The following is a 23,503-nucleotide window of genomic DNA, read 5'->3' on the forward strand; positions in this document are numbered from 1 at the left end:
GTGGCCGACGCCGATCCGAAGGTCGCATTCCTTGCGCAGATTCCCGAGGCGATCTTCGGCGTCGTCGACATCGTCGGCACCAGTTCGGCGGTGACCAGGAAGATGCGCTCCGGGTCGTGGTTGCGGACCGACGACGGTCGGCCCGCTCCGGGCGGGATCGGCGTGATGGTGGACGCGGCGGTCGGTGGGGCCGCAGTCGCGCACCGGCCGGCAGGTGGCTGGGCGGTCACCACCGATCTGTCCATCGTGTTCTGCGGGGACATCCCGGATGTCGCCCCGGACCTGTCGGTGTGCGGGCAGACGGTGCAGCACGATGCGGTTGCCGGAGTCTCCACCGGCACAGTCCATTCCGGTGACCGTCTGGTGGCGACAGTGATCGAGCGGATCGCGTTCATCGACGTGGCGCCGCGGCCGGCAGTCATGGCCGGCAGTGTCGGCGATCTCGAGGGGTCGACGCTGGGATGTCTCGGCGGGGTGATGACCGAAGCCGGGGTGCAGGTTCGGGTGGGAGAGAACGCGACCAATCCCGGGGGCGCGTTACACGGCGGGGTGTCGGTGTACCTTACCGAACTCGCCGCGTCGCACTTCGTCCACGAACAGAACCCCGATCTGGTTCCGGCGACCCTGCACATCTCCTACGCCAGGCCCGGAAGATTCGGCGAGACAATCGAGTTCGTAGCGGAGTCACATCACCTGGGCCGCAACTCCGCGACCATCGACGTGGCTGCGTCCGATACGTCCGGCCGGGTCGTCACACGCGCCCGTCTCACCTATCACCGCCGCTCAGCGGCGGTGATAGGTGAGGTGAGGTGTGGGCGATCAGGCCTGAGGTGACAGCACTATCCGCAGCGCCTGGCCGCTCTGCTGGGCGTCGACGGCATCGTTGATCTTGCTGAGATCGGCGGTCTCGGTGATGAGCCGCTCGACGGGTAGCCGGCCGGTCCGCCACAGGCCCACCAGCAGGGGCAGGTCCCGATGCATGCTGATGCCGCCGTGGAAGCTGCCGGTCAACTTCTTGTCGTCGTGGAACAGTTCGTAGGCGTTGATCTCGACCACCTGATCCGGACGCCCCGCGCCGACCACGGTGACGGTGCCGCCGCGGCGCACGGCGCGCCAGGCCGCGGTGACCGTGGCCGGCGCGCCCACCGCGTCGATCACCACGTCGAGGTCGCGCAATTGGTCGAGCTGGTCGGGTTCGGCGCCTTCGGTGGCACCCACGGTGGTCGCAAGGGCACGCCGTTCCGGCATCGGGTCGATGGCTATCACTCGCGCGGCGCCCGCCACCACTGCGCCCATCACGGCGTTGAGACCGACTGCTCCGCAACCGATCACCGCGACATTGTCGCCGGGCTGGACTCGGGCGCTGCGCAGCGCGGCGCCGGCTCCGGTCGGCACCGCGCAGCCCATCATCGCTGCGACCGGGAAGGGGACGTCGTCGTCGATGCGGACCACCGCGTTGGCCGGTACCACGGTCTGCGCGGCGAAGGTCGACGTCGCCATGCCCTGATGGATCGACGCGCCGTTCAGGCTGAGCGGCGACTGCCGCGCCGGTCCCTTGCCGGCGCGCTGATCGGCCGACGACCTTCGATTGGCGCACAGGTAGTCGTCGCCGCGGCGGCAGGGCACGCAATGACCACACGGCGGGACCCAGACCATGACCACGTGATCGCCTGGCGCGACCGAGGTGACGCCCTCGCCCACCGAGGTCACGATGCCCGCGCCCTCGTGTCCCAGCACCACCGGCGTCGGCTGGCCGAACGAGGTGGTCAGTGACAGGTCGGAGGCGCACACGCCGCAACTGTGCAGCTCGACGGAGACCTCCCCGGGGGCCGGGGGAGCGATATCGATCTCCCGGATGTCGAAGGGCTCGCCGGGGGCCCACATGACTGCTGCGCGCATCAGATCTCCTCGGGTGTTCAGGACTGATAGTGGATGGAGGTGTACTGCAGATAGGCTGACAGGCCCTCGGCGCCGAACTCGGTGCCCAGGCCGCTGTCCTTGTGGCCGCCGAACGGTGCCGCAGCGTTCGAGCCGTAGTGGTTGATGCCGACGTTGCCGGTTGCCAGGCGCTGCGCGACGGTCGTCGCCAGGTCTTCGTCCTCGCTGAAAACTGTTGCTGCCAAGCCGAAATCAGAGTCGTTGGCAATCTTTACGGCGTCGTCGAGATCGCGGTAGGGGATGACGGAGAGGACCGGGCCGAAGATCTCCTCCCGGGCGATCGTCATGTCCGGGCTCACCTGTGAGAACACGGTCGGCTCGACGTAGAAGCCGCGCGGGAAGCGCGTGGCGACGTCGCCGCCCGTCACGGCCTTGGCGCCCTGGGCGTGGCCGGACTCGAGGTAGCCGGCCACTCGGTCGCGTTGCCGTGCCGACACCAGCGGACCGAACACGACCTGCGGGTCCGTCGGGTCGCCGATCGGTGCGCCGGCGACGACATCGGCTGCCAGCGCGGCGATCTCGTCGTGTCGGTGGGCCGGTACCAACAGGCGGGTGCATGCCTTGCATGTTTGCCCGGTGTTCCGCATGGTGACCTTGAGCAGGTTGCGGGCCAGCACGTCGGGTTCGAAGTCGTCGAGCACGATCGCCGGTGACTTGCCGCCGAGTTCCAGTGTCACCGGCCGCAACCGCTCACCACAGCTACGCCCGATCTGCCGGCCCACCGCAGTGGAACCGGTGAAGGAGATCTTGTCGACGCCGGGATGCTCGACCAGGGCGTTGCCGGCCCGGGTGCCGCCGGTCACCAGGTTCACCACACCGTCGGGGAATCCCGCGGCAGCCACCGCGTCCATCAGCAGCCGGGTTGCCATCGGGGTCTCCGGTGCCGGTTTGATCACCACGGTGCAACCGGCCAGGAGCGCCGGCCCCAGCTTGATGATCACCAGGCCGAGCGGGAAGTTCCAGGGAGTGATCAGGCCGGCGACCCCGACGGGAACCCGACGCACCACTGTGTGGCCGGGGCCCATCGGATTGGGCCGATCGTCCGGAGCGGTCAGAACGTCGGCGAGTTCAGCGGTCAGCCGTAGATGTGCTGCGGCATGGACCGGCGCCGCGCCGCTCTCCGCGATCGGTGTGCCGTTCTCGGCGGTGATGATGCGACTCAGTTCTGCTGCGCGCGAGGTTATCTCGTCGGCGAGTCGGTCGAGGAGCTCGGCGCGCCGGGCGGGATCGGTCTGAGCCCAGGCGGGCCACGCGCCGCGCGCCGCCCGTACTGCGGTGTCGATGTCGCGCTCGTTGCCGTCGGGGACCTGCGCCCAGACGGCCTCGGTCGCCGGATTGATCACCGGGGTGCGTTCCGCGGAATCGGCGGTGACCCAGTGGCCACCGATGAACAAGTCATCGTGTTGTTGCATGAGGATTCGCTTTCTGGCCGTCGCGGCTCACGCCGAGATGGCGTTGCGCTTGGCGGCGAAGGCCAGTGCGGCCTCCCACGTGCCGCGCCGCGAGATCTGGACTCGGTACTTCATGATGTCGCCGCGGCGGTTGACGGCGAGAGCTCCGATGAGTCGGTCGCCGTCGCGGTACAGGGCGACGAGGTTGTCGGTGTCCCAGCTGCCGCTGACCACCTCGGGCTCGCCGATCGGCAGGCCGGCGAACTGGATTCGCTGGCCGTACCAGTCGGACCAGAAATAGGGGACGTGCGAATACGGCGCCGCGGCGGCGGGATCCAGGAGATTCTCCATCGCGTGAACGGCCTGCTCTCCGGCGTTGGTCCAATGTTCCAGCCGCATCGCGGTGTCGAAGAGTGGGTTGGTCCATCGTGCGACATCGCCTGCAGCCCAGACATTCTCGGCGGCACGGAGTGACGGATCGCAGACGATTCCGTTGTCCACCGTCAGGCCTGATCCGCTGAGCCAACCGGTTGCGGGATCGGCGCCGATGCCGACCACCACCAGGTCGGCGGGAATCTCGCTGCCGTCGGCCAGCCGAACCCCGCTGACACGGTCGTCGCCGAGTACTTCGGCAACCGCCACTCCGCAGCGCAGGTCCACGCCGTGGCGGGCGTGCATGCGGCTCAGGCCCTGGCCGCCGGATTCGCCGACGGCGCGGACCAGCGGGGTGGGGGCGGCTTCGAGCACGATCGGCTCGAGGCCACGTGCCACGGCGGCCGAGGCCACTTCGGCGCCGATGAAACCTGCGCCGATCACGACGACGCGGGCGCGTGCGTCGAGGGCCCCGCGGATGGCCTGGGCGTCGTCGAGTCGGCGAAGCACGTGCACGCCGGACAGGTGGTCGGTACCGGGCAGGGTCCGGGCGGTGACGCCGGTGGCGATCAACAGCCGGTCGTAGCCGGTGGTGCCGGCGGTGGTGGTGAGCTGCCGCTCCGCGACGTCGAGGCCGGTGGCCCGCACGCCGAGCTGCAGGTCGACACCGAGTTCGCTGCCCAGGGAATCGACGTCGGGGAACTGGTGGTTGTCCGTCAGCGGTCCCTCGGCCAGGTACTCCTTGGACAGTGGCGGACGGTCATAGGGAAGGTGAACTTCTTCGCCGACGAGCGTCAGCTTGCCCTGGAATCCGGCCTCGCGAGCGGTCTGTACCGCCCGCAGGCCGGCGAGCGAGGCACCGACCACCACCACATGGTCTGGCGAGCCGCTCATGCCGGGGTCACTTCCGGACGCTGCGCCCACTCGTCGAGCCGCAGCAGGTGAGGCAACCGCCGCGCGACCGCATCGGCGGCTTCCGCGTCGGAACCGGTCACCTCGCCGATCCAGACGCAGCCCGACGTGCCGTCGATGGTGATGAGGTCACCGGCCTTGACCCGCGCACCGTCCGCGGAGCGGACCCCCGCGTCGTCGACGGTGAGGGTCTCGGCGCCGACCACCGCGGGGATGCCCCAGCCGCGGGCGACGACGGCGGCATGACTGACCAGTCCGCCGCGGGTGGTCAGGATGCCCACCGAAGCCGACATGCCGGCCACGTCCTCCGGACTGGTGGTGGGGCGGACCAGGATCACGTCGCCGTCGGCATCCATCGCCTCGTCCGCGCTGAGCACCACCCGCCCGCTGACCCGGCCCGGCGAAGCGCCCAGCCCGGAGCCGAGCAGTTGGGTGCCGACGCCCGGATCGTGTGCCGCAGCGGCAACCTCGGCGCGGGCGCGGGCGCGAATCGTCTCGGGAACCCGGACCAGGACCTCCGCGGGGGACAGCGCGATATCGGGATCGTCGGCCATCTCGACCGCGATCCGGACCGCCGCCACGGCGCCGCGCTTGCCGATGCGGGTCTGCAGCAGCCAGAGCTTGCCGTTCTCGACGGTGAACTCGACGTCGCAGATGTCGCGGTAGTGCAGTTCGAGCCGACGCAAAGTGGTGAGCAGATCCTGGTAGGCGGTGGGCTGATGATCGGCGAGGTAGCCGATTGGTCGGGTGGAGGAGTTGCCGGAGACCACGTCCTCACCTTGCGCGCAGGGCAGGTAATCGCCGAACGGCACGGCTTCGCCGGTCGACGGATCGCGGGTGAAGACCACACCGGTGCCGGAGTCCTCGCCCCGATTGCCGAAGACCATCACCTGTACGTTGCATGCGGTCGCTAGATCCTCTTCGATTCCCTCGTGGGCGCGGTAGGCGCGGGCCCGGTCCGATCCCCAGGAACGGAAGACGGCCTCGATCGCCTGCCTCAGTTGCTCGAACGGAACCTGCGGCACCTCGCGTCCGGTGACTTCGGCGATGCGCCGCTTGAGCTCGGCGACATGAGTCCGGAGTTCGTCGGCGCCCGCGTGATCCGGTGCCGTGGGCAGCAGGTCCTCGCCGGCTCCCATCACGGTCGTGGCGAACATGGTGAGGAAGCGGCGGTAACTGTCCCAGGCGAATCGGTCGTCACCGGCCGCGCGGGCGAGACCTTCCACGGTCTCGTCGTTCAAGCCCAGGTTGAGCACGGTGTCCAGCATCCCCGGCATCGATACGGGGGCGCCGCTGCGAACCGCGACGAGCAGCGGGTCCTGATGGTCGCCGAGGCGCCGGCCCATCCGGCCCCGCAGTCGCTCGATGTGTGTGCGTAGTTCGTCGTCGAGGCCCTCTGGCCAACCATTCTCGAGATAGTCGCGGCACACCGGAACCGAGATGGTGAAACCGGGTGGGACGTTGAGTCCGAGTGCCGTGGTCATCTCTGCGAGGCCGGCACCCTTGCCGCCGAGCAGGTGCCCGAGCTCGCGGGCCGGCACACCGTGATCGTGGTCGAAGGAGTAGACACCGGTCATGATTGCCTCCGTCATTTTTTGGTCAGACCGTTCGATGGTTCGAATCTAGCCCGAGACAGGTGTCACCGAAACCCTCCGGAGTGACCGAACGCACACTTCACCCTTTCGGGGGAGGGGTTGGCGGAAGTCGGCCTGTGCGAATCCGGTGTCAGGCCGCACCGGCGGCGTGGAACATCGCTCCCGCCTGGGATCTGGTCCGCACGCCCATCTTCCGCATCAGTCGCTTCACATGGGACTTCGTGGTCTCGGGGCTCACGTAGAGGCGCGCGCTGATCTCGGCATTGGTCAGCCCTTCGGCGACCAGTCGGAGCACCTCGCGCTCGCGTTCGGTCAGCGTGCCCAGCCACTCCGCCTCACTCGGTGTCGTCTGCGCCTGGCCGATCTCTTCAGCGGTCAGCAGCCGGTCGAGGGCCACTCCGACGCTCTCGCAGAACAGTCCGAGCAGATCCCGGTCGAACTCGTCGGTCAAGCCGGTCTCGAGATTGCGGTCCACGTGCACCATTCCGGCGACGCGTCCGCGAGCGACGACCGGCCCCGCGGTGTAGGTCACCGATCGGGTCACCGGCAGGATCGTCGGATGCACTCGCGGGTTATCGGCCACTCCGAGAACCAGGATGGATTTACGTTCGCGCACGACCCGCACCTCGTTGAGGTAGCGGATCTCCTGATAGGGCGGCCCGCCGGCGGCGACCATCGCCCGGGCCTCGTGTGGGTCCCCGAGGCTGTGCCCGGAGCGGGGGATCCACCGCTCGTCGCGCACCCAGGAGAACAGTGCACGCTCGTAGCCGAGGCCGGCCGCCTCGATGGGGATCGCGTCGGCGAGGTCGTCGACGGTTCGTGCCGCCCGGAGCCGCGTGAGCTGTTCGCGCAGGACCGACAGTTTGGAGCGCTGCCGCGCCACCTCTGCGGCCAGGATCTCGGCCTGGCTCGCCCGCAGGTCCAGCGTCGCCTGCTCCAGTTCCGGATCGGTGGGTAGTCCGGACAGGACCCGCTGCACCGCGGCGATCATCTCCAAGGCGGTCTGGCCGTCCACCACCCCACGGGTGGTGGACTGTGTCGAGGTGTCGAGGCCGCCAGCGGCCCTACTCAGTGCACGGACTGCCGCCTCGACGGTCGGCTCCGACTCCTCGACGTTCACGGTTGTCTCCTCCTGGCCGGGTCGGTTCTGTGGCTCCCCCGAATTGGGGAAAAAGCCCTGTGACGACCGAAACCGGTTGACGTCATTGTGACACGGCACACATCATCGTAGCAATTGGTCTAACAATTCTGACCAGTCCCCGAATCTGGAGGAAAAACCCCATGACCAGCAATGAAGTAGTTGCCGACGCGGTGATCGGCACCGGTATCAAGGCGTTCACGTCATCCAAGACCGCCACCGGGACCATCCGGTTCCTGGACTCCCCCGAAGAGGTCCTCGACTTCATCGACGGTCCCGACGTCGAGACCTCGATCGTCATCTCCCGTGGCGGAACCACCACCTTCATGTCGCCGGCACTGATGGCCGGAGTGGCCGGTCTGATCACCCTGCAGGGTGCTCCGGAGAGCCATCTGGGCATCCTCTCCCGCGAGTTTGGCATCCCTTGTGTGATGTCGACCGAGTTCACCGAGGGCATCCAGACCTCCCGCGGCGAGACCATCCCCGCCGACGGCACCACTGTGCGGCTCGAGACCTCGGGCGACAACGGAGTGGTCTACCTCGTCGACGGCAACGCGTAACCGAAAGGCAGAGAGAGACATGACCACCACCGACACCGGGGCCGAGGCTCCCTTCGATCCGACTCCGTTCCTGCAGGCGTTCAAGGCCGAGGTGCCGCAGGGCGTCGAGGGCAACCGCCAGATGCGCGAGCGGCTGGCAGTGCCGTTCCTGGACACCACCGCTGAAGACATCCGGCTGGAATCCCTCGCCGACGAGCAGGTCAACAGCTGGCTGGACTACGCGGCCTGGAACCTGTGGGACTTCATCCTGGGCCGCGCCTCGGAAGGCGAATCGGGTCTGATCCCGCGCCAGGAGTACGAGACCGTCTCCTTCGTCCAGCAGTGGAACAACTATCCGAAGTTCATCCGCATGCTGACCGACGAGGTGGGCGTCGACGGACTGCTGGACCTGGCCAAGACCTCCAGCCGGGAGATCGGCACCAAGATCAACGTCACCCGCAACTGGGCGGCCTCGGTCTGTCCGATCCTGGGTCGCGGCATCGGCATCGAACTCGAGCAGGACACCGTCGACAGCCGCCGCGAAGACCTGGAGACGATCATCCAGTTCGGCCGGCGGCTGCAGCACGGCACCTGGGGCGAGGGCCCCGGCTTCGTCTCGGCGCGCGAGTACCAGGTCCCGGTGCTCGAGCCGGCCTTCCTGCAGACGCTGGTCGATCAGGTCAAGCCGCTGGACGACCCGGCCAAGCTGGAAGCCTTCCGGCAGTTCAACGCCCGGACCGAGCTGTTCGGCTTCATGCTGCACTACGACTGCCGCGCCGGCATGGCCGACACCGGGCCGTACCCGCTGCCCGGCGGCAAGTTCGCCATCGTGCGCGACCACTTCCTCAACGAGACCGCGTACCCGTGGGCCGGAGTGGCCGAGGGGCTGCCGTACTGCGTCACCGAGGTGATGGTGTTCTCGGCGGACAAGGTCAACGCGACCATCACCGAGATCCAGACCACCTTCAGCGAGCCGTCGAACTACCTCGAGTACCTCGAGGGTGCGGTGGTCTTCGCCCGCGACACCATGGACACCCCGATGAGTGAGCTGCGGGTGCTCGATGACCAGGAGATGGCCGAGATCTCGAAGCAGTGCCAGAAGGGCACCATGTCGATGTACCGGACCCTGTCCAAGAAGTCGACCGAGGAGAAGATCCGCGACGGGGTGATGGTCTACACCCGCGAGTTCCTGCTGCCGCACGCCACGCGGGCCGGCATCTGGGACAAGTTCGTCGCCGAAGGCTTCGACACCATGCACCCCAAGGCCCAGGAGGCCTGGCCGGTGCTGACCAGCCCCCGGGCGGCCGAGATTCTGACGCCGATCCTGTTGTTCGGCAACGGCTTTCCCCACGTCTCGTCGGCCTGAGCCGGCGAAAGCTATCGAGTGAGGCATTAACAATGACTGTGCAATCACAGGCTGTCGACCTGATGGATCTCGAGCCGTTCATCGCCGGCACCGAGAACGATCTGCTCGCGCAGTTGCGGGAGCAGGAGCCGCTGCACTGGAACGACGAGCCGGACGGCCCGGGATTCTGGTCGGTGACCCGCTATGCGGACGTGGTGCGGGTGGTGATGGACCCGCAGGCCTTCATCAACGGCGAGGGCACCCAGATCCTCAGCCGCAAGGTCGAAGGCTCCACCAGCACGGTGCACAACACCGACCCGCCGCGGCACGGCAAGCTGCGCAAGCTGGCCGCCCCGCATCTGCGAGCGGTCAAGATCCAGGCCTGGCAGGAGGTGATCGACCGGGCGGTCGCCGCGATCCTCGACGACATCGAGGCTCGCGGGGAGGTCGAGTTCGTGAAATCGGCCGCCGCGCTGCTGCCGATCCAGGCACTCGGCCAGGTGCTCGGCGTCCCGCTGGAGGACTGCGGGCTGCTGCTGGACTGGACCAACCGGGTGGTCTCCGACGATCCGGAGTACATGACCCGGCCCGACGAGAAGGAACGCGCCCGGGAGGAGATGTTCGCCTACTTCAAGGAGCTCAGCGAGCAGCGCCGCAAGGAGCCGCGCAACGACATCGTCTCCAAGCTGGTGCACGCCGAGCTCGACGGAGAGCCGCTGCCCTGGAACGACCTGGCGGCGTACTACTTCGTGCTGGTCGGTGCGGGCAACGAGACCACCCGCAACCTGCTGACCGGGACGATGCTGGCCTTCGACGAGTTCCCCGACGAGTGGCGCAAGCTCGAAGCGGACCGCAGCCTGCTCAAGCCGGCGATCGAAGAGATGCTGCGCTACATCACCCCGATCCGGGCGATGCGCCGCACCGCGACCCGGGACGTGGAGTGGGGCGGCCAGACCATCAAGGCCGGCGACAAGGTCGTGTGCTGGTTCCAGGCGGCCAACCGGGACCCCGCGGTGTTCGCCGATCCGGACTCGGTCCGGATCGACCGCGAGGACAACGAGCACGTCGGATTCGGCTGGGGGATCCACGCCTGCATGGGTTCTCATCTGGCGCGGGCCGAGGTGACCTCCTTCCTGACGCAGATGCTCGATCGCGGGCTTCGGATCAAACCGCTCGCAGATCCGGACCGGTTGCACAGCAACCAGTTCCACGCCTTCAAGCGATTGCAGGTGCGGGTGGAGAAGAAGGGAGAACAGTGATGAAGGTCTTGGTGGACTGGGACCTGTGTGAAGGTCACGGTCAGTGTGAATACGCCGCGCCGGAGGTCTTCACCATCGATGACGACGGGGACCTGGTGGTCCTAGACGCGACCCCCGACGAGAGTCAGCGCAAGGCGGTCGAGCAGGCCGTCCGGCGGTGTCCGGTGCGGGCGCTGGTGATCGAAGGATGACCGGAGACGCCGGGCGCCGGATCGCCGTGCCGGGCACCTCCAACCTGCGCGACGCCGGCGGCTACCCGACCATCGACGGTGGTCGGGTAGCCCGGCGGCGTCTCTACCGGGCGGAGGCGATCGTCGATCCCGGCGGTCCGTCGTCCTACTCCTTCTACGACGCGGCGCAGCAGGTGCACTACCGCGAGCTGGCGGTGCGGACCGTGATCGATCTGCGGGACGAGGCGGAGTTCAGCCGCGCGCCGTCGGCCTGGGCCGTGGCCACCGGCGGGGTGCTGCACCAGTTGCCGATCGCCGAAGGCGGTGAGGGTGCGGACACCAACTTCTTCAAGATGCTGCTGACCGGCGAGCTGGCCGGCTTCGATGCGACCGACATGGGCCGGTTCTACGTGGCGCTGCTCGAGCAGCGGGCCGACGTGCTGGGGGCGGCCTACCGCCTGCTCGCCGACCCGGCCGGACTGCCGGCGCTGGTCCACTGCGCGGCCGGCAAGGACCGGACCGGGGTGTTCGTGGCGCTGGTGCTGCGCTCGCTGGGGGTGGCCGAGGAGTTGGTGGTGGGGGACTATGCGCTGACCGGGGTGTTGCGGCCCAATCGGGTGGACGCCTTCGCCGACCGGCTCGTCGCAGCGGGCCGCGACCCGGAGATCGCCCGGGTGCTCTTCGATGCCCCCGCCGAGGCGATGAGTTATGCATTGGCACATGTCGGCGAGGCCTACGGGGAGGTGGCCGACTATCTGACCGGCCCGGCGGGCGTGACCCCGACCGAGTTGGCCGCGGTGCGGGCCAACCTGCTCGAACGCCCCGATTGATCGCTGCTGCGGCGGGTATTCAGAACCCCTTGCTCTAAAGGGTCATACCATTCTACTATCGACGCATTACCTTGAAACTGATGTGAGAGCAGACGCAATGAGCAGCGAACGTGATCTCGGCCGGTACACCCCGGAACAGATCGAGGACTACTACCGGACCGGCCAGTGGACTGATGAGAACTTCACCGAACTGCTGAAGCAGCGCGCGCAGTCGCACGCCGACAAGGTCTTCGTCACCGACGGCACCCACGAGCTGACCTACGCCGAGCTCTACACCACCTCGCAGCAGCTGGCCGTGGGTCTGCGCCGGCGTGGCCTGGCGGCCGGCGACCGGGTCGCGGTGCAGCTGCCCAACTGGGCCGCCTTCGTGGTGGTCGCTGCGGCGCTGGCCCGGATCGGTGCGGTGATGGTGCCGATCATGCCGATCTACCGCCGCGACGAGGTCTCGCACGTGATCGAAGACGCCGCCGTCCGGATGGCCATCGCGCCCGCCGAGTTCAAGGGCTTCGACTACGTGGGCATGTTCGAGGAGATCCGCCGCGAGTCGTCCACCCTGCGGGAGATCGTGGCGGTCCGCGCCGGTGCCGACGCCCGGGAGGCGCTGGGCGCCCGCGACATCGACATCCTCGAGGACCTGATCGTCGGCGACGTCACCGCCGAGCAGGCCGACGCCGAGCTGGACTTCCGGACCCACCCCGACGATCCCTATGTCATCGTCTACACCTCCGGTACCACCTCGCGGCCCAAGGGCTGTGTGCACACCTTCAACACCTATGCCTCCGGGGCCCGGGCGCTCACCATCGCCTTCGGTCACACCGAGGCCGACGTGCAGTTCGGCCCGTCGCCGATCACCCACACCACCGGCCTGGTGACCAGCGTGCTGATCCCGATGCTGGCCGGCGCCGCCACGCACTTCATGGCCGAGTGGAACCCGGCGCAGGCGCTGGTGGACATCGAGAAGTTCGGCTGCACCGCCGCGGTCACCGCGACCACCTTCCTGCAGACCCTGATGGCCGCCGCCGACGAGCACCCCGAGGCCGACCTGTCGAGCCTGCGGGTGTGGACCTGCGCCGGCTCGCCGATCCCGGCCGCGGTGGTGGAGAACGCCACCGCCAAACTGCCTGGGACCCGGGTGCTTTCGCTGTACGGGCGGTCGGAGAACCTGTCCACCACCACCTGCACCATCGAGGATTCGCCGGAGCGCTCGATCACCTCCGACGGTGCCGCACTGCCCGGTGCCGAGGTGAAGATCGTCGGTGAGGACGGTGCCGAGGTGCCGCGCGGCAGTGAGGGCGACATCGCCTTCCGCGGCCCGTCGCACATGATCCGCTACCTCAACCGGCCCGTGGACACCGACGAGCTGTACACGCCCGACGGCTTCTCCCGTTCCGGCGACCTCGGTGTCATGGACGCCGACGGTTTCGTCCGGGTCACCGGCCGGACCAAGGACATCGTCATCCGCGGCGGCATGAACATCAGCGTCCGCGAGGTGGAGGACAAACTGGCCTCTCATCCGGACCTGAGCGCGATCGCCGTGGTGGGCATGCCCGACGCAAATCTCGGCGAGAAGGTCTGCCTGTACGCGGTGCCCAAGGCCGGCCACAAGGCGCCGACCGTCGAGGAGCTGCGGACCTACCTGACCGAGCGGGGCGTGGCGATCCAGAAGACCCCGGAGCGGGTCATCGTCATCGAAGAACTGCCGATGACCGCGACCGGCAAGATCCAGAAGCACGTGCTGCGCAAGCAGGTCGCCGATGAGCTGGGACAGGTGGCGACGCCCGGGGCAGACTGACCGGCATGGAGATCACTGCACCGGAATTCGTCATCGGCGGCGCGGAGCGGCTGCTCCGGGTGTCGGCGGTCAGCCTGACCCCGGAGTCGGCCGAGCTGCGCGAGGAGAGCGGGGCCTGGCTCGCCGACCCGGCGGTGGGCGTGAGTCGCGCCGCGCTCGGCGTGATCCTCGATGACGTCACCGGGTACGTGGTCGCTGCCGGGTCACCGAACGACCGGTGGCCGGTCAGCCTAGGCATCCGCCTCGATCTGCTCGCCGACCCGCCGATCGACGGAAGCCCGCTGACCGCCACCGGCCGGCTGATCGCCCGCGACGAGGTCAGCGGTACCACGCGCGGCGAGGTCGCCGGACCCGACGGGGCGGTGCTGGCGCTGATCACGCAGCGGTCGCACCTGCTGACCGTGAGCGAGGCGCCCACCACCCCGTACATCGACGCCCCGGTGCCCGGGCCGGAGGTCTCCCTGCGCGAGGCACTCGCGCTGCGGGAGGTCGAGCCCGGGGTGGTCGAGCTGCCGGCCAACCCCTACGCCGCCAACGGGATGGGCAACATCCACGGCGGCATCCTGATCACGGGGATGGAGTTCGCCGCGATGTCGGTGCTGCGCGCCACCGGCGAACTCCGCACCACCAGCATCGATACCGTCTTCGTGCGGCCGGCGGATGCCGCGCATCCGACCACCTTCCGCACCGCGGTGCAGCACCGGGGCCGGTCGATGGCGGTGGTGGAGGTCGCGGCGCTCGCGGCCTCCGGCAAACCGTGCGCGCTGGCCACCGTGATCGTGCAGCAGCGCCGGGACTGACCGAGGAGGACCATGATCACCGAACGGCAGCTGGAGTTCCAGACGCCGGCCGACGCCAACCACCAGTGGGCGGAGACCCTGTGGCTGGGCCTGCACATCCCGGAGGCGAATCTCTACGGCTGGGTCTATCAGGTGTTCCGGGCCGGCGTCGGGGTGATGACCTGCGACGTCGAGTTCGTCGACCGCTGCTCGGACCAGATGTTCGATGCCCGCTACGTCGACATCCACAATCACCTGCCGATCCCGGCGAGCCTGCGCAGCTACACGCTGCCCAACGGGCTGTCCTTCGAGTCGCATTCGCCGCGTTCGTACCGGCTCGACTACGTCGGCGTCGACGACACCGAGATGCACCTGGACATCGCCGGGATCCATGAGCCCTACGACATCCACGATCCGAACCTGGATCCGATGGCGCAGCCCGATCCCGCGCAGGCCGTTGAGCACAGCGGCTTCGGCACCGCCTACGCCGGGCATTTCGACCTGACCGCCCGGGTCACCGGCACCGTGAAGGTCCGCGGAACCGAGTATCCGGTCGACTGTCTGGCCACCCAGAACCACAGTTGGGGACCGCGGCCGGAGCGCGGGATGCGGCCCATGGGCTATGTCAACGCGCAGTTCGAGGACGGGCGGGTGGTGCAGTCGATCTGGGGATTCGACCCCACGGCGCCCGACGGGCAGCAGCACACCTTCAAACACGGCTACCTGATCCGCGACGGGCAGCTCACCGGAGCGGTGGCAGGCTCGCTGGGCGTCCGCCACCGCGGCATGGCGCCGGCGGAACTGACGCTGGCGGTGACCGATGCCGACGGTCGGACCGAGACGCTGACCGGGGTCCCGGCCACCTACAACCTCTGGGTGCCCTACGGTTCCTGCCCGACCGGACTGTCGATGGTCCGCTGGACCGCGCCCGACGGCTCGGTCGGTTACGGCACCTCCCTGGAGGGGTACCCGCTCGACGCGGTGACCGGCGGTAAGCTGCACTCCGACATCGCCGAGTCGGCCGGGGTGATCCGATGAAGGCCGTGGTGATGCGCGACTTCGGTGGCGCGGAGGTCCTGCAGATCGGGGAGCGGCCCGAGCCGGTCTCCCGGCCGGGTTGGGTGACCGTCTGGTTGCATGCCGCCGCGCTGAACTGGCACGACGTGCTGGTGCGTCAGGGTCGGTACGGTTCGCCGCTGCCGCATACCCCGGGTGCCGACGGCGCCGGGGTGCGCACCGACACCGGCGAAGCGGTGGTGATCCTGCCCTCGCTCTTCTGGGGAGATCGCAGCGATGCCCCGGGCCCCGAGTTCGACATTCTCGGCGACCACCTGCCTGGCACCTACGCCGAGGCGGTGAGTGTGCCGGAGGAGTGTGCGGCCGCCAAGCCGGCCGGTTACAGCTGGGCCGAGGCGGCCGCGCTGCCGCTGGTGGGCGTCACCGCCTACCGGGCCCTGGTGACCCGGGCCGGCCTGCAGGCCGGCGAGTCCCTGCTGATCATCGGCGCGGGCGGCGGGGTGGCGACCATGGCGATCGCCCTGGCCTCGGCGATCGGTGCCCAGGTCTTCGTCACCGGGTCCAGTGAGGCCAAGCTGGCTCGGGCGCGGGCGACGGGCGCCGTCGACGGGGTGCTGCACACCGCCGACGACTGGCCGGAGCGGGCCAAGGCCGCCGCACCCGGCGGACGGGGCTTCGACGTGGTGCTCGATCCGGTCGGGCTGTGGGACCGGTCGGTCCGCACGCTGCGCCCCGGCGGCCGGCTGGTGGTCCTCGGAGCCAACGTCGCCGAGCAGGCGCCGATGGACATCCGCGCCTTCTACTTCGGCCAGTACTCGCTGTTGGGCACCACGATGGGTGGCCCGGCCGATTTCCAGGGTCTGCTCGAGTTGGTCGAGGGCGGCGCGGTGAGTCCGCCGGTGATCGCCGAGGCCCTTCCGCTCGACCAGGCGCGCCGGGCTCACGAACTCCTCGAAGCCGGCGCCCACATCGGCAAGATCGTGCTCACCGACTGAGCGCCGCCGCCGGCCCACCCCGCCGGCGCACCACCTTTGACGAAAGGCACCGCCGAATCGGCGGTGCCTTTCGTCGATCGTGGTGCCTTCTCCCGGGGTTTGGCGGGCCGGCCGGACTCGGGCAATGAGCCCAGGAGGCGAGCCAAACCGCCCGATGGGTCGATGTGACCTGCGACATAGTTCGACAGTCTGGTTCTAGTCGGTCTGCAGCGGCAGACGACAGCGGATCTGAAGCCGGAACTGCTCCCGCACAGCCGGGCCGGAAACCGGCTTCGGATCCACCCATCACCGGGTCCTCCCTCGGATCACCTCGGTCGTTCGGCCTGCTCATCGCGGTCGTCGCCGACCTGTCAACAGTGGTCTGCGTGGAGCTTCGGCCAAGGCGATCGGGTGTGCAGACAGACCCACAGGACGGAGCAATCAGTGACTACCAAGCGCAGCGACTTCTTCATCGACGGCAAGTGGCGGACCTACGCGACCGACACCGTCGACATCGTCTCGCCCAACGACGGCAAGGTCCTCTCGCGTACCCCGCTCGCCACGGCAGCGGTGATCGACGCGGCGGTCAGCGCCGCCCGGCAGGCGATGGCCGATCCGCACGGCTGGAGCCGGCTGCAGCCTGCAGAGCGCGCGGCCAAGATGAACGCCCTCGCCGACGCCCTCGATCGGCGCGCCGGTGATCTGGCCGCGGCGGTCAGTGCGCAGAACGGCATGCCGATCTCCATCGCGAACGGCCTGGAAGCCGTGTTCCCGCAGACGCTGCTGCGTTACTACGCCGGTCTGATCGAGAACTTCGACTTCGAGGAGATGCGTCCGGGTCTGCTGGGCGGCTCCACCAAGGTGCAACGCCGGCCGGTCGGGGTGGTCGCGGCGATCGTGCCGTGGAACTTCCCGCAGGCGCTGGCCGCCTTCAAGTACGCGCCGGCGCTCGCCGCCGGCTGTGCGATCGTGATCAAGCCGTCCCCGGAGACCACGCTCGACTCCGACATCCTGGCCGAGGCGGTCGCCGAGGCCGGTATCCCGCCGGGGGTGATCAACATCGTTCCCGGCGACCACACGGCCGGTGAGTATCTGGTCTCGCACCCGGGCGTGGACAAGGTCGCCTTCACCGGTTCGACCCAGGTCGGCCGGCGGATCGCCGGGGTCTGCGGGGAGCTGCTCCGGCCGGTGACGCTAAAGCTCGGCGGCAAGTCGGCGGCGATCTTCCTCGACGATGCCGACCTCGACCTGCAGCGGGTGGGTGAGCAGATGTTCTCGACGATGCTGCTGAACAACGGCCAGACCTGCTTCCTGTCGAGCCGGATCCTCGCGCCGCGGGCGCGCTACGCCGAGATCGTCGACCTGGTGACCACCCTGGTGAGCGTGCAGAACGTCGGGAACTCGCTGGACCCGCAGACCACGATCGGCCCGCTCGCTACCTCGCGGCAGCGTGACCGGGTCGAGCAGTACATCGAGATCGGGCGGTCGGAAGGGGCCCGGGTGACCACCGGCGGCGGGCGCCCGGACTCCGCCGGCTGGTTCATGACGCCGACGGTCTTCGCCGACGTCGACAACCGCCACCGGATCGCCCGTGAGGAGATCTTCGGTCCCGTGCTCTCGGTGATCCCGTACGACGGCGACGACGACGCGATCGCGATCGCCAACGACTCCGAGTACGGGCTCGCCGGCGTCGTCTTCACCACCGACCACGCCCGTGGGATGGCGATGGCCGACCGGATCGAATCGGGTTCGGTGGGCATCAACGGCTACCTTCCGGACCCGACCGCACCGTTCGGCGGGATCAAGGCCAGCGGCCTCGGCCAGGAGCTGGGGCCGGAAGCGCTGACCGGCTACCTCACCTACAAGTCGATCTACGCGTGATGGCGATGCAGGGCGATCCCGCAGCCGAAGGCGAGCAGCCGATCGTCGTCATCGGCCTCGGCCACGCGGGCATGCAGGTGACGGCGCTGCTGCGGCAGGGCGGCTGCACCGGCGAGATCATCGCGATCGAAGCCGACGCCACCGAGCCGTACCAGCGGCCGCCGCTGTCCAAGAAGTTCAACCGGCCCGACCATCTCGAGCCGCTCAAGCCGGCGGACTTCTTCACCGGCCAGCGGATCGAGGCGATCTTCGACCGGCGAGTGGTGGGCCTGGAACGGCAGAGCCGGCGAGTTCGGCTGTCCGACGGGACCGCGATCGGCTACCGCAAACTGGTCATCGCGACCGGTGCGCGGGCGGTCGTCCCGGACGTTGCGGGCTTCGAGCTGGCCGGCGTCCAGACCCTGCGCACGCTCGACGACGTGGCGGTCCTGCGCAAAGCTGCCGTTCCGGGAGCTCATCTGCTGATCATCGGCGGCGGGTACATCGGGCTGGAGGTGGCCGCGACCGCGGCCGCCGAGGGCGTCGAGGTGACCATCGTGGAGCGGGAGGCACAGCTGCTGGCCCGGACGGCCAGTCCCCGGTTCGCCGCCGAGATCGAGCGGATGCAGCGAGCGCTCGGGGTGCGGGTGCGGTGCGCGACCACGGTCACCGAATTGCAGGGCGGGCCGCAGGTCCGCGCGGCCCGGCTCAGCGACGGCTCCACGGTCGCCGTGGACGCCGTGCTGGTCGGGGTCGGCGTGGTGCCCAACAGCGAACCGGCCGTGGCCGCGGGGATCGACTGCCGCAACGGCATCGTCGTCGACCGGTCCGGGCGGACCAGCGACCCGGACGTCTTCGCGATCGGTGACGTGACCTCGCGTCCGCTGCCGGACGGCTCGCGGGCGAGGCTGGAGAGCATTCCCAGCGCGGTCGAGCAGGCCAAGGCGGCGGCGGCCGCGATCCTCGGCGAGGCCCCGGCACCGCTGGAGGTTCCCTGGTTCTGGTCGGACCAGTGCGACCACCGGATCAAGGTGGCCGGCCTGCTCGATCCGGCCCGCGAGCTGGACGTCTTCATCAAGCGGTCCGGGGAGCCCGACTCCCTCACCGTGCTGCACGTCGCCGGCGACCAGCTGGTCTGTGCAGAAACCGTCAACTCGGCCGTCGACTTCATGGCGGCCCGGAAATTCATCAAGGACGGCCGTCAGCTGGACCGGCGCCTGCTCGGGGAGCCGGACATTCCACTGAAGGATTCGCTCTTGACCAAGGTTAGGAATCAGTCATGAACACTCAGCAGATCTCGGTCACCTTTCGCTCCGCCGGCGGCGACACCTGGCATACCGATGCCGTCGCCGGGCAGAGCGCGATGGAGGTCGCCGTCCGGCACAACGTGCCCGGCATCATCGGCGAATGCGGCGGGACGATGGCCTGCGCGACCTGCCACGTGGTGGTCCCCGAGGAGTTCGTGCCGGACTTCGACCCGCCGGAGGTCGACGAGGCCGACATGGTCGAGTTCCTCGACGGCGCGTGCGATCGGTCCCGACTGGCCTGCCAGCTGAAGCTGGCCCCCGATCACGCCGACCTGGTCCTCGACCTTCCCTGACCGGTAGGGCGCCGAGCGCGTCCACCAGAACCCATTGAGATTTCAGACAGGAGAACAAACATGTCCACAGACCATTCGATCCTCGCCGCCTACCCGGCTCGGTACTTCGACGCCTGGGGCGACAAGGACCTCGACGCGGCCCTGGCGGTGGTGGCCGAGACGCTGCGCTGGAAGGATCCCGTACTGCCCGAGGTGCTGGAGAACCGGGAGGGGGCCAAGGCCTTCTTCCAGGCCGGCTGGCAGGCCTTCCCCGACATCGCCTTCAAGGCGGTCGGCGAGCCGCTGGTGGACGCTCCGCGGTCCACGGTCGCCCAGGAATGGGTGATGACCGGTACGCACACCGGCGACGGATTCCCGGCCGGCGTTTCGGCGAGCGGCCGTAGTTTCGAGGTGGAAGGCATCGACGTCTGGATCCTGAACGCCGACGGCCAGGCCGTCAGTGTCCGGGCCTACTACGACGCCGCCGACTTCGCGCGACAGCTGGGGCTGGCATGACGACCGTGGACAAGCCCGTCGCCGAGGCCACGGCGACCGAGGTCGAAACCGAGTATGCCGATGTCGTGATCGTGGGCACCCGGATCTCCGGAACGGCGGCGGCGGTGGTCTTCGCCCGGGCCGGCCTGCGGGTGATCGGACTGGACAAGTCGCGGTTCCCCTCCGACACGATGAGCACCCACATCATGGTGCCCAATGCCGTCCAGGAGCTGGCCCGCATGGGAGCCCTCGAGAAGGTGCTGGCCCTGAACCCGGCGAAGTCGAAGTACCTGACCTTCGACATCGGCGACGTGCACATCCGCGAGCGGATGCGCCCGTACGGGGGGATCGATTACGGGCTGACGATCCCGCGAGACCAGCTGGACGTCCTGCTGGCGGAGGCGGCCCGCGACGCCGGCGCCGACATGCGGGAACGCTGCCTGGTGGAAGAAGTCCTCATGGAGAACGGCCGGGCGGTGGGGGTGCGTTACCGGACCACTACCGGCCGCCACGAGATCCGCGCCAAGCTGGTGATCGGCGCCGACGGCCGGAAGTCCAAGGTCGCGGCCGGGGTCGGTGCGTGGGAACCGTACCGCGGTTCCAAGAACGGCCGGGGATTCGCCTACCGCTACATCGACGATCCGATCGGTGCCGACAAGCAGGACACCTATCAGGTGTTCCGTGCCGAGGGCAATCAGGCGCTGGTGATGCCGTCGGCTCCCGCCGGCCGGGCGATCGTCGTGCACATGTGTTACGCCTCCGACATCCCCCGGTTCCGGGAGGACCCGGAGGGGGGTGTGGCAGGAGAAGCTCGACCGTGACCCCAAGCTGCGCGAGCGACTGGCGGGGGCGAGCGGGATGAGCCCGATCCGGACCACCGACGACCTGTCGGCCTTCTACCGCAAGTCGAGCGGTCCGGGCTGGATGCTCATCGGCGATGCCGGGCACTTCAAAGATCCGGTGACCGGCAACGGCATGCGCGATGCCTTCAAGCACGGGCGCTTGGCCGCCGAGTATGCCGCCCCGGTCATCGACGATCCCGAGCTGCTCGACGCGGCGATCACCGACTGGGAGAAGCAGCGGGACCGGGACACCCTGCCCACCTACCACTGGGGCAACCGGGAGACCCGACCACAGCTGACCTCGCCGCTGGCTCAGGCGGTGCTGGGGACCTTCGCCGGCACCGAGCAGCCGGGCATCTCGGATCTGTTCAATCGCACGAAGTATCCCGAGGACATCATCAGCCCGCCCCGCCTGATCCGGGGACTGCTCGCTACGCTGCTGGCCCGGGGCGCCGACCGCCGGGCGATCCTGGCCGAGGTGGCCACGGAGCTGCGCTACGAGGTGGAAGTGCGGCGCAGCCGCTACTTCGACGGCTTCCGGTCCCGGCGGGTCGCGGCGACCGAACACCCGGGCTGGTCGGTGGGCAAGGCACCCTGAGCCGCCGGCCGCCGAAGGCACCGCTGCCCCGTACCGAATCGGTACGGGGCAGCGCTGCCTTCGGGGCGAGCGGGTCAGTCGCGGACTCGGCTCAGTCGCGGACTCGGCTCAACCGCCCGATCAGGGCGATCGCCTCGACCCGGTTGGCGGCACCGAACTTCTGCAGGATCGCCCGGACATGGTGTTTCACGGTGGCCACGGAGAGGACCAGCGTCTCGGCGATGTCCTGATTGCTCAAGCCCTTCAGCATGAGTTCGAGCACCTCGATCTGGCGGGGGGTGAGGATGTCGGCGAAGTTCACCGACTCCGAGGACTGACCCACCAGGTGGAACGGCAGCGTCCGGTCCAGGTCGATCTCGAGGTCGGCCGACTCGTTCAACTCGACCGAGTCGGAGGCGAGCTTGGCCAAGGCCTGCGAGGCGGTCAATGCGGCATGCTTGCTGGTGGCGATCAGATCGTCGACCTCGATGCGGCGCAGCGCGAGACCGGCGTCGTAGGTCACCGCGCGCTGAATCTGCAGGTCCACCGCGTCCGGCTGGCGACTGTGGCCGATGTAGAGCAGGCTCGTGGCCGAGTCGAAGCCGGGCTCGAGTGCCGATACGGTGAGGACCCCGCTCGAGACCGCGGTCAGGGGATGCGTGGCGGAGACCAGGCCGCAGGAACCGTGCTCGATGACCTCGCGTTCGGCGGCGGTCGCGGGGAAGGCACGCGCGGCGGCGGTCGTGGTGGAGCCGCTGCCGTCGTCGGCGCCCACGGCGATGACCTCCTCGCCGTCGAGGCGGGCCAGCCATACCGCTTGGACCGGCAGCCAGTGCCGGCAGGTGTCGACGATCTGGCCGAGGAGCTCGTCACCGGTGAGGGCGGTGTCGAACGACTGAGTGCCCTCGGCGAGAAAACTGCTCCAGTGCAGCAGGCGGTGTGGCGTCACCGTCGGGGCCGCGGCGCCCGACACCACGTCGGACGGTGCCCCGGAATCGGCCGCTTCAGTCATCCCGGTGTTCTCGGCTCATCGCATTGAAGGCCGCGACGGCCGCGGCTCGATGACCCACGTTCATCTTCTTGAGGATCTGCCGGACGTGGGTCCGCACGGTATGGATGCTGACACAGAGCTGCGCGGCGATCGCTTGGTTGGTGAGGCCGCTGCTGAGCTGTTCGAGTACCTCGTACTCGCGCGCACTCAGGCTCGGCATCACCCTCGGGCGTTGCTCGGCCGGGCGGCTGAACTCGATGCGGTCGCGCCGCGGCGGGGCATCGGAACCCGGAACGTCCGGCGCACCTGGAGCTGCCGAAGCGTCGAGCAAGGCCGCGATCCGGGGGGCATCTCGTTGCGCAGCCGGCGTTCCTTCTTGGTGGTGCGTTGGATCCGGTACATCGCCGCCACCGAAGTGGAGTAGCGGTTGAGCCAGAGCATGTCGGTCTCGTTGGGCGGCCGCGATTGGATGGCGCGGTCGATATGCAGGAAGGCGGCGATCCGGCCGTCGACGAAAAGCGGCGCTCCCGCGTAGTCGGTGGCATTGGACAGGACGACCGGCGGCTTGTGGGTCCGAGGATTCTCCAGTGCGTTCTCGATGAGCACCGGGCGGCGGTTGCGAGCCATCTCGGCCTCGGGAAGGCTGCCGACGAGGCGGATGACCGGGTTGTCTTTGAGGTAATCGTTCAACCGGATCGCGGTGATCTCGGTGGGGTCCTTCGCCCACATGGACACCGGAATCCAGTGGGTGCCCTGAACCACGGAGAACAGGACCTTTTGGAAGCCGCAGATCTCACCGACGATCCGGGGTACCTGCTCGAGGTATTCGGTCCGCTCGAGGCCGGAGAGCTCGAGCGCCGCATCGTCCATGTCGCGGGTCACCCGGGAGTTCATCTCCCAGTCCTGCGTCACCGCGAGCTGCCATTCCTGGTGCAGCCCGGTCAGGCTACGGTGCAGATCATCGTGAAAGTCGGCCGGCAATTGATCGGTGAGTTCAGTGATGCGCCGGCGATATGACTCGATGGTGGCCGAGCCTAATGCGGCTCCATTCTTCAGCGATTCATTGCGGTCGTGAAAAATGCGGTCGGTCACTCCACTGATTCGACTC

Annotated in this window: 24 protein-coding genes; 16 read left to right on the forward strand and 8 right to left on the reverse strand. The window is 68.8% G+C overall.

Features of this window, described 5'->3' with window-relative positions; all coding sequences use genetic code 11:
* Window positions 1-834 (forward strand): PaaI family thioesterase, encoded by an 834-nt coding sequence (locus tag GP2_RS12465; protein ID WP_006900867.1) that lies wholly within the window; start codon window positions 1-3, stop codon window positions 832-834.
* On the opposite strand, the gene GP2_RS12470 is transcribed toward GP2_RS12465, so the two are convergent.
* The 5 genes from GP2_RS12470 to GP2_RS12490 form a co-directional block, all read right to left on the reverse strand.
* On the reverse strand, window positions 820-1,899 hold the full coding sequence (locus GP2_RS12470) for a Zn-dependent alcohol dehydrogenase (protein ID WP_005196880.1): 1,080 nt from the start codon (window positions 1,897-1,899) through the stop codon (window positions 820-822). The genes GP2_RS12465 and GP2_RS12470 overlap by 15 nt on opposite strands.
* Before the next feature lie 17 nt (window positions 1,900-1,916).
* Entirely contained in the window at window positions 1,917-3,350 is a 1,434-nt protein-coding gene (locus GP2_RS12475) for an aldehyde dehydrogenase (protein ID WP_005196881.1), read from the reverse strand.
* A 27-nt stretch (window positions 3,351-3,377) separates the two neighbouring features.
* On the reverse strand, window positions 3,378-4,595 hold the full coding sequence (locus tag GP2_RS12480; protein WP_006900868.1) for an NAD(P)/FAD-dependent oxidoreductase: 1,218 nt from the start codon (window positions 4,593-4,595) through the stop codon (window positions 3,378-3,380).
* Window positions 4,592-6,190 carry a pyruvate, phosphate dikinase gene (locus tag GP2_RS12485; protein WP_005196884.1) on the reverse strand — a complete coding sequence of 533 codons (1,599 nt, stop codon included), beginning with the start codon at window positions 6,188-6,190 and terminating at the stop codon, window positions 4,592-4,594. The genes GP2_RS12480 and GP2_RS12485 overlap by 4 nt, the downstream gene beginning before the upstream one ends.
* Window positions 6,191-6,338: 148 nt before the next feature.
* A complete protein-coding gene (locus GP2_RS12490; protein WP_006900869.1) occupies window positions 6,339-7,328 on the reverse strand; it encodes a helix-turn-helix transcriptional regulator in 990 nt (329 codons plus the stop codon).
* 161 nt (window positions 7,329-7,489) lie between these two features.
* Between GP2_RS12490 and GP2_RS12495 the strand changes: the two genes are divergently transcribed.
* The 15 genes from GP2_RS12495 to GP2_RS22185 all read left to right on the forward strand — a co-directional run bounded on the left by GP2_RS12495 (window position 7,490) and on the right by GP2_RS22185 (window position 21,425).
* Window positions 7,490-7,906 carry a PEP-utilizing enzyme gene (locus GP2_RS12495; RefSeq protein ID WP_005196887.1) on the forward strand — a complete coding sequence of 139 codons (417 nt, stop codon included), beginning with the start codon at window positions 7,490-7,492 and terminating at the stop codon, window positions 7,904-7,906.
* A 19-nt stretch (window positions 7,907-7,925) separates the two neighbouring features.
* Complete coding sequence (locus GP2_RS12500; RefSeq protein WP_006900870.1) at window positions 7,926-9,251, forward strand: hypothetical protein; 1,326 nt, start codon at window positions 7,926-7,928, stop codon at window positions 9,249-9,251.
* A 32-nt stretch (window positions 9,252-9,283) separates the two neighbouring features.
* Window positions 9,284-10,489 carry a cytochrome P450 gene (locus GP2_RS12505; RefSeq protein ID WP_006900871.1) on the forward strand — a complete coding sequence of 402 codons (1,206 nt, stop codon included), beginning with the start codon at window positions 9,284-9,286 and terminating at the stop codon, window positions 10,487-10,489.
* The gene (locus tag GP2_RS12510) at window positions 10,489-10,680 is read left to right on the forward strand and encodes a ferredoxin (RefSeq protein WP_006900872.1); all 192 of its coding nucleotides are present in this window, start codon (window positions 10,489-10,491) and stop codon (window positions 10,678-10,680) included. Before GP2_RS12505 ends, GP2_RS12510 begins: the two co-directional genes overlap by 1 nt.
* Complete coding sequence (locus GP2_RS12515; RefSeq protein WP_006900873.1) at window positions 10,677-11,489, forward strand: tyrosine-protein phosphatase; 813 nt, start codon at window positions 10,677-10,679, stop codon at window positions 11,487-11,489. The genes GP2_RS12510 and GP2_RS12515 overlap by 4 nt, the downstream gene beginning before the upstream one ends.
* A 97-nt stretch (window positions 11,490-11,586) precedes the next feature.
* On the forward strand, window positions 11,587-13,281 hold the full coding sequence (locus tag GP2_RS12520; protein ID WP_006900874.1) for an AMP-binding protein: 1,695 nt from the start codon (window positions 11,587-11,589) through the stop codon (window positions 13,279-13,281).
* A gap of 5 nt (window positions 13,282-13,286) precedes the next feature.
* Window positions 13,287-14,081: a PaaI family thioesterase gene (locus GP2_RS12525; RefSeq protein WP_006900875.1), complete on the forward strand. Its 795-nt coding sequence runs from the start codon at window positions 13,287-13,289 to the stop codon at window positions 14,079-14,081.
* 12 nt (window positions 14,082-14,093) lie between these two features.
* Complete coding sequence (locus tag GP2_RS12530) at window positions 14,094-15,098, forward strand: DUF7064 domain-containing protein (protein WP_006900876.1); 1,005 nt, start codon at window positions 14,094-14,096, stop codon at window positions 15,096-15,098.
* The gene (locus GP2_RS12535; RefSeq protein ID WP_006900877.1) at window positions 15,095-16,072 is read left to right on the forward strand and encodes a zinc-binding dehydrogenase; all 978 of its coding nucleotides are present in this window, start codon (window positions 15,095-15,097) and stop codon (window positions 16,070-16,072) included. The genes GP2_RS12530 and GP2_RS12535 overlap by 4 nt, the downstream gene beginning before the upstream one ends.
* A gap of 423 nt (window positions 16,073-16,495) precedes the next feature.
* The gene (locus GP2_RS12540) at window positions 16,496-17,932 is read left to right on the forward strand and encodes an aldehyde dehydrogenase (protein ID WP_006900878.1); all 1,437 of its coding nucleotides are present in this window, start codon (window positions 16,496-16,498) and stop codon (window positions 17,930-17,932) included.
* Window positions 17,932-19,194, forward strand: coding sequence for an NAD(P)/FAD-dependent oxidoreductase (locus GP2_RS12545; RefSeq protein WP_006900879.1), 1,263 nt, complete (start codon window positions 17,932-17,934; stop codon window positions 19,192-19,194). Before GP2_RS12540 ends, GP2_RS12545 begins: the two co-directional genes overlap by 1 nt.
* Window positions 19,191-19,511: a 2Fe-2S iron-sulfur cluster-binding protein gene (locus tag GP2_RS12550; protein WP_006900880.1), complete on the forward strand. Its 321-nt coding sequence runs from the start codon at window positions 19,191-19,193 to the stop codon at window positions 19,509-19,511. Before GP2_RS12545 ends, GP2_RS12550 begins: the two co-directional genes overlap by 4 nt.
* Window positions 19,512-19,571: 60 nt before the next feature.
* The gene (locus tag GP2_RS12555; RefSeq protein WP_006900881.1) at window positions 19,572-20,006 is read left to right on the forward strand and encodes an ester cyclase; all 435 of its coding nucleotides are present in this window, start codon (window positions 19,572-19,574) and stop codon (window positions 20,004-20,006) included.
* The gene (locus GP2_RS22180; protein WP_006900882.1) at window positions 20,003-20,806 is read left to right on the forward strand and encodes an NAD(P)/FAD-dependent oxidoreductase; all 804 of its coding nucleotides are present in this window, start codon (window positions 20,003-20,005) and stop codon (window positions 20,804-20,806) included. The genes GP2_RS12555 and GP2_RS22180 overlap by 4 nt, the downstream gene beginning before the upstream one ends.
* The gene (locus GP2_RS22185; RefSeq protein WP_006900883.1) at window positions 20,781-21,425 is read left to right on the forward strand and encodes an NAD(P)/FAD-dependent oxidoreductase; all 645 of its coding nucleotides are present in this window, start codon (window positions 20,781-20,783) and stop codon (window positions 21,423-21,425) included. The genes GP2_RS22180 and GP2_RS22185 overlap by 26 nt, the downstream gene beginning before the upstream one ends.
* Before the next feature lie 91 nt (window positions 21,426-21,516).
* Here the strand turns inward: GP2_RS22185 and GP2_RS12565 are convergent, their stop codons facing one another.
* Genes GP2_RS12565 through GP2_RS12575 form a run of 3 tightly spaced genes read right to left on the reverse strand, consistent with a single transcriptional unit; the run spans window position 21,517 to window position 23,487 of the window.
* Window positions 21,517-22,416: a helix-turn-helix transcriptional regulator gene (locus GP2_RS12565; RefSeq protein WP_006900884.1), complete on the reverse strand. Its 900-nt coding sequence runs from the start codon at window positions 22,414-22,416 to the stop codon at window positions 21,517-21,519.
* Entirely contained in the window at window positions 22,409-22,615 is a 207-nt protein-coding gene (locus GP2_RS12570; RefSeq protein WP_006900885.1) for a response regulator transcription factor, read from the reverse strand. The genes GP2_RS12565 and GP2_RS12570 overlap by 8 nt, the downstream gene beginning before the upstream one ends.
* On the reverse strand, window positions 22,615-23,487 hold the full coding sequence (locus tag GP2_RS12575) for a GAF domain-containing protein (RefSeq protein WP_157211682.1): 873 nt from the start codon (window positions 23,485-23,487) through the stop codon (window positions 22,615-22,617). The genes GP2_RS12570 and GP2_RS12575 overlap by 1 nt, the downstream gene beginning before the upstream one ends.
* Between the last annotated feature and the right edge of the window lie 16 nt (window positions 23,488-23,503).

Source organism: Gordonia paraffinivorans NBRC 108238, assembly GCF_000344155.1.
Lineage (GTDB): Bacteria > Actinomycetota > Actinomycetes > Mycobacteriales > Mycobacteriaceae > Gordonia > Gordonia paraffinivorans.

Excerpts from the sequence above, each read along its gene's own strand:
- GP2_RS12550 (WP_006900880.1), top strand. The coding sequence starts at position 19,191 with ATGAACACTCAGCAGATCTCGGTCACCTTTCGCTCCGCCGGCGGCGAC.
- GP2_RS12500 (WP_006900870.1), top strand. The coding sequence starts at position 7,926 with ATGACCACCACCGACACCGGGGCCGAGGCTCCCTTCGATCCGACTCCG.
- GP2_RS12530 (WP_006900876.1), top strand. The coding sequence starts at position 14,094 with ATGATCACCGAACGGCAGCTGGAGTTCCAGACGCCGGCCGACGCCAAC.
- GP2_RS12515 (WP_006900873.1), top strand. The coding sequence starts at position 10,677 with ATGACCGGAGACGCCGGGCGCCGGATCGCCGTGCCGGGCACCTCCAAC.
- GP2_RS12525 (WP_006900875.1), top strand. The coding sequence starts at position 13,287 with ATGGAGATCACTGCACCGGAATTCGTCATCGGCGGCGCGGAGCGGCTG.
- GP2_RS12520 (WP_006900874.1), top strand. The coding sequence starts at position 11,587 with ATGAGCAGCGAACGTGATCTCGGCCGGTACACCCCGGAACAGATCGAG.
- GP2_RS12470 (WP_005196880.1), bottom strand. The coding sequence starts at position 1,899 with ATGCGCGCAGCAGTCATGTGGGCCCCCGGCGAGCCCTTCGACATCCGG.
- GP2_RS12545 (WP_006900879.1), top strand. The coding sequence starts at position 17,932 with ATGGCGATGCAGGGCGATCCCGCAGCCGAAGGCGAGCAGCCGATCGTC.
- GP2_RS12535 (WP_006900877.1), top strand. The coding sequence starts at position 15,095 with ATGAAGGCCGTGGTGATGCGCGACTTCGGTGGCGCGGAGGTCCTGCAG.
- GP2_RS12480 (WP_006900868.1), bottom strand. The coding sequence starts at position 4,595 with ATGAGCGGCTCGCCAGACCATGTGGTGGTGGTCGGTGCCTCGCTCGCC.
- GP2_RS12555 (WP_006900881.1), top strand. The coding sequence starts at position 19,572 with ATGTCCACAGACCATTCGATCCTCGCCGCCTACCCGGCTCGGTACTTC.
- GP2_RS12510 (WP_006900872.1), top strand. The coding sequence starts at position 10,489 with ATGAAGGTCTTGGTGGACTGGGACCTGTGTGAAGGTCACGGTCAGTGT.
- GP2_RS12475 (WP_005196881.1), bottom strand. The coding sequence starts at position 3,350 with ATGCAACAACACGATGACTTGTTCATCGGTGGCCACTGGGTCACCGCC.
- GP2_RS12570 (WP_006900885.1), bottom strand. The coding sequence starts at position 22,615 with ATGCCGAGCCTGAGTGCGCGCGAGTACGAGGTACTCGAACAGCTCAGC.
- GP2_RS22180 (WP_006900882.1), top strand. The coding sequence starts at position 20,003 with ATGACGACCGTGGACAAGCCCGTCGCCGAGGCCACGGCGACCGAGGTC.
- GP2_RS12565 (WP_006900884.1), bottom strand. The coding sequence starts at position 22,416 with ATGACTGAAGCGGCCGATTCCGGGGCACCGTCCGACGTGGTGTCGGGC.
- GP2_RS12495 (WP_005196887.1), top strand. The coding sequence starts at position 7,490 with ATGACCAGCAATGAAGTAGTTGCCGACGCGGTGATCGGCACCGGTATC.
- GP2_RS12505 (WP_006900871.1), top strand. The coding sequence starts at position 9,284 with ATGACTGTGCAATCACAGGCTGTCGACCTGATGGATCTCGAGCCGTTC.
- GP2_RS12485 (WP_005196884.1), bottom strand. The coding sequence starts at position 6,190 with ATGACCGGTGTCTACTCCTTCGACCACGATCACGGTGTGCCGGCCCGC.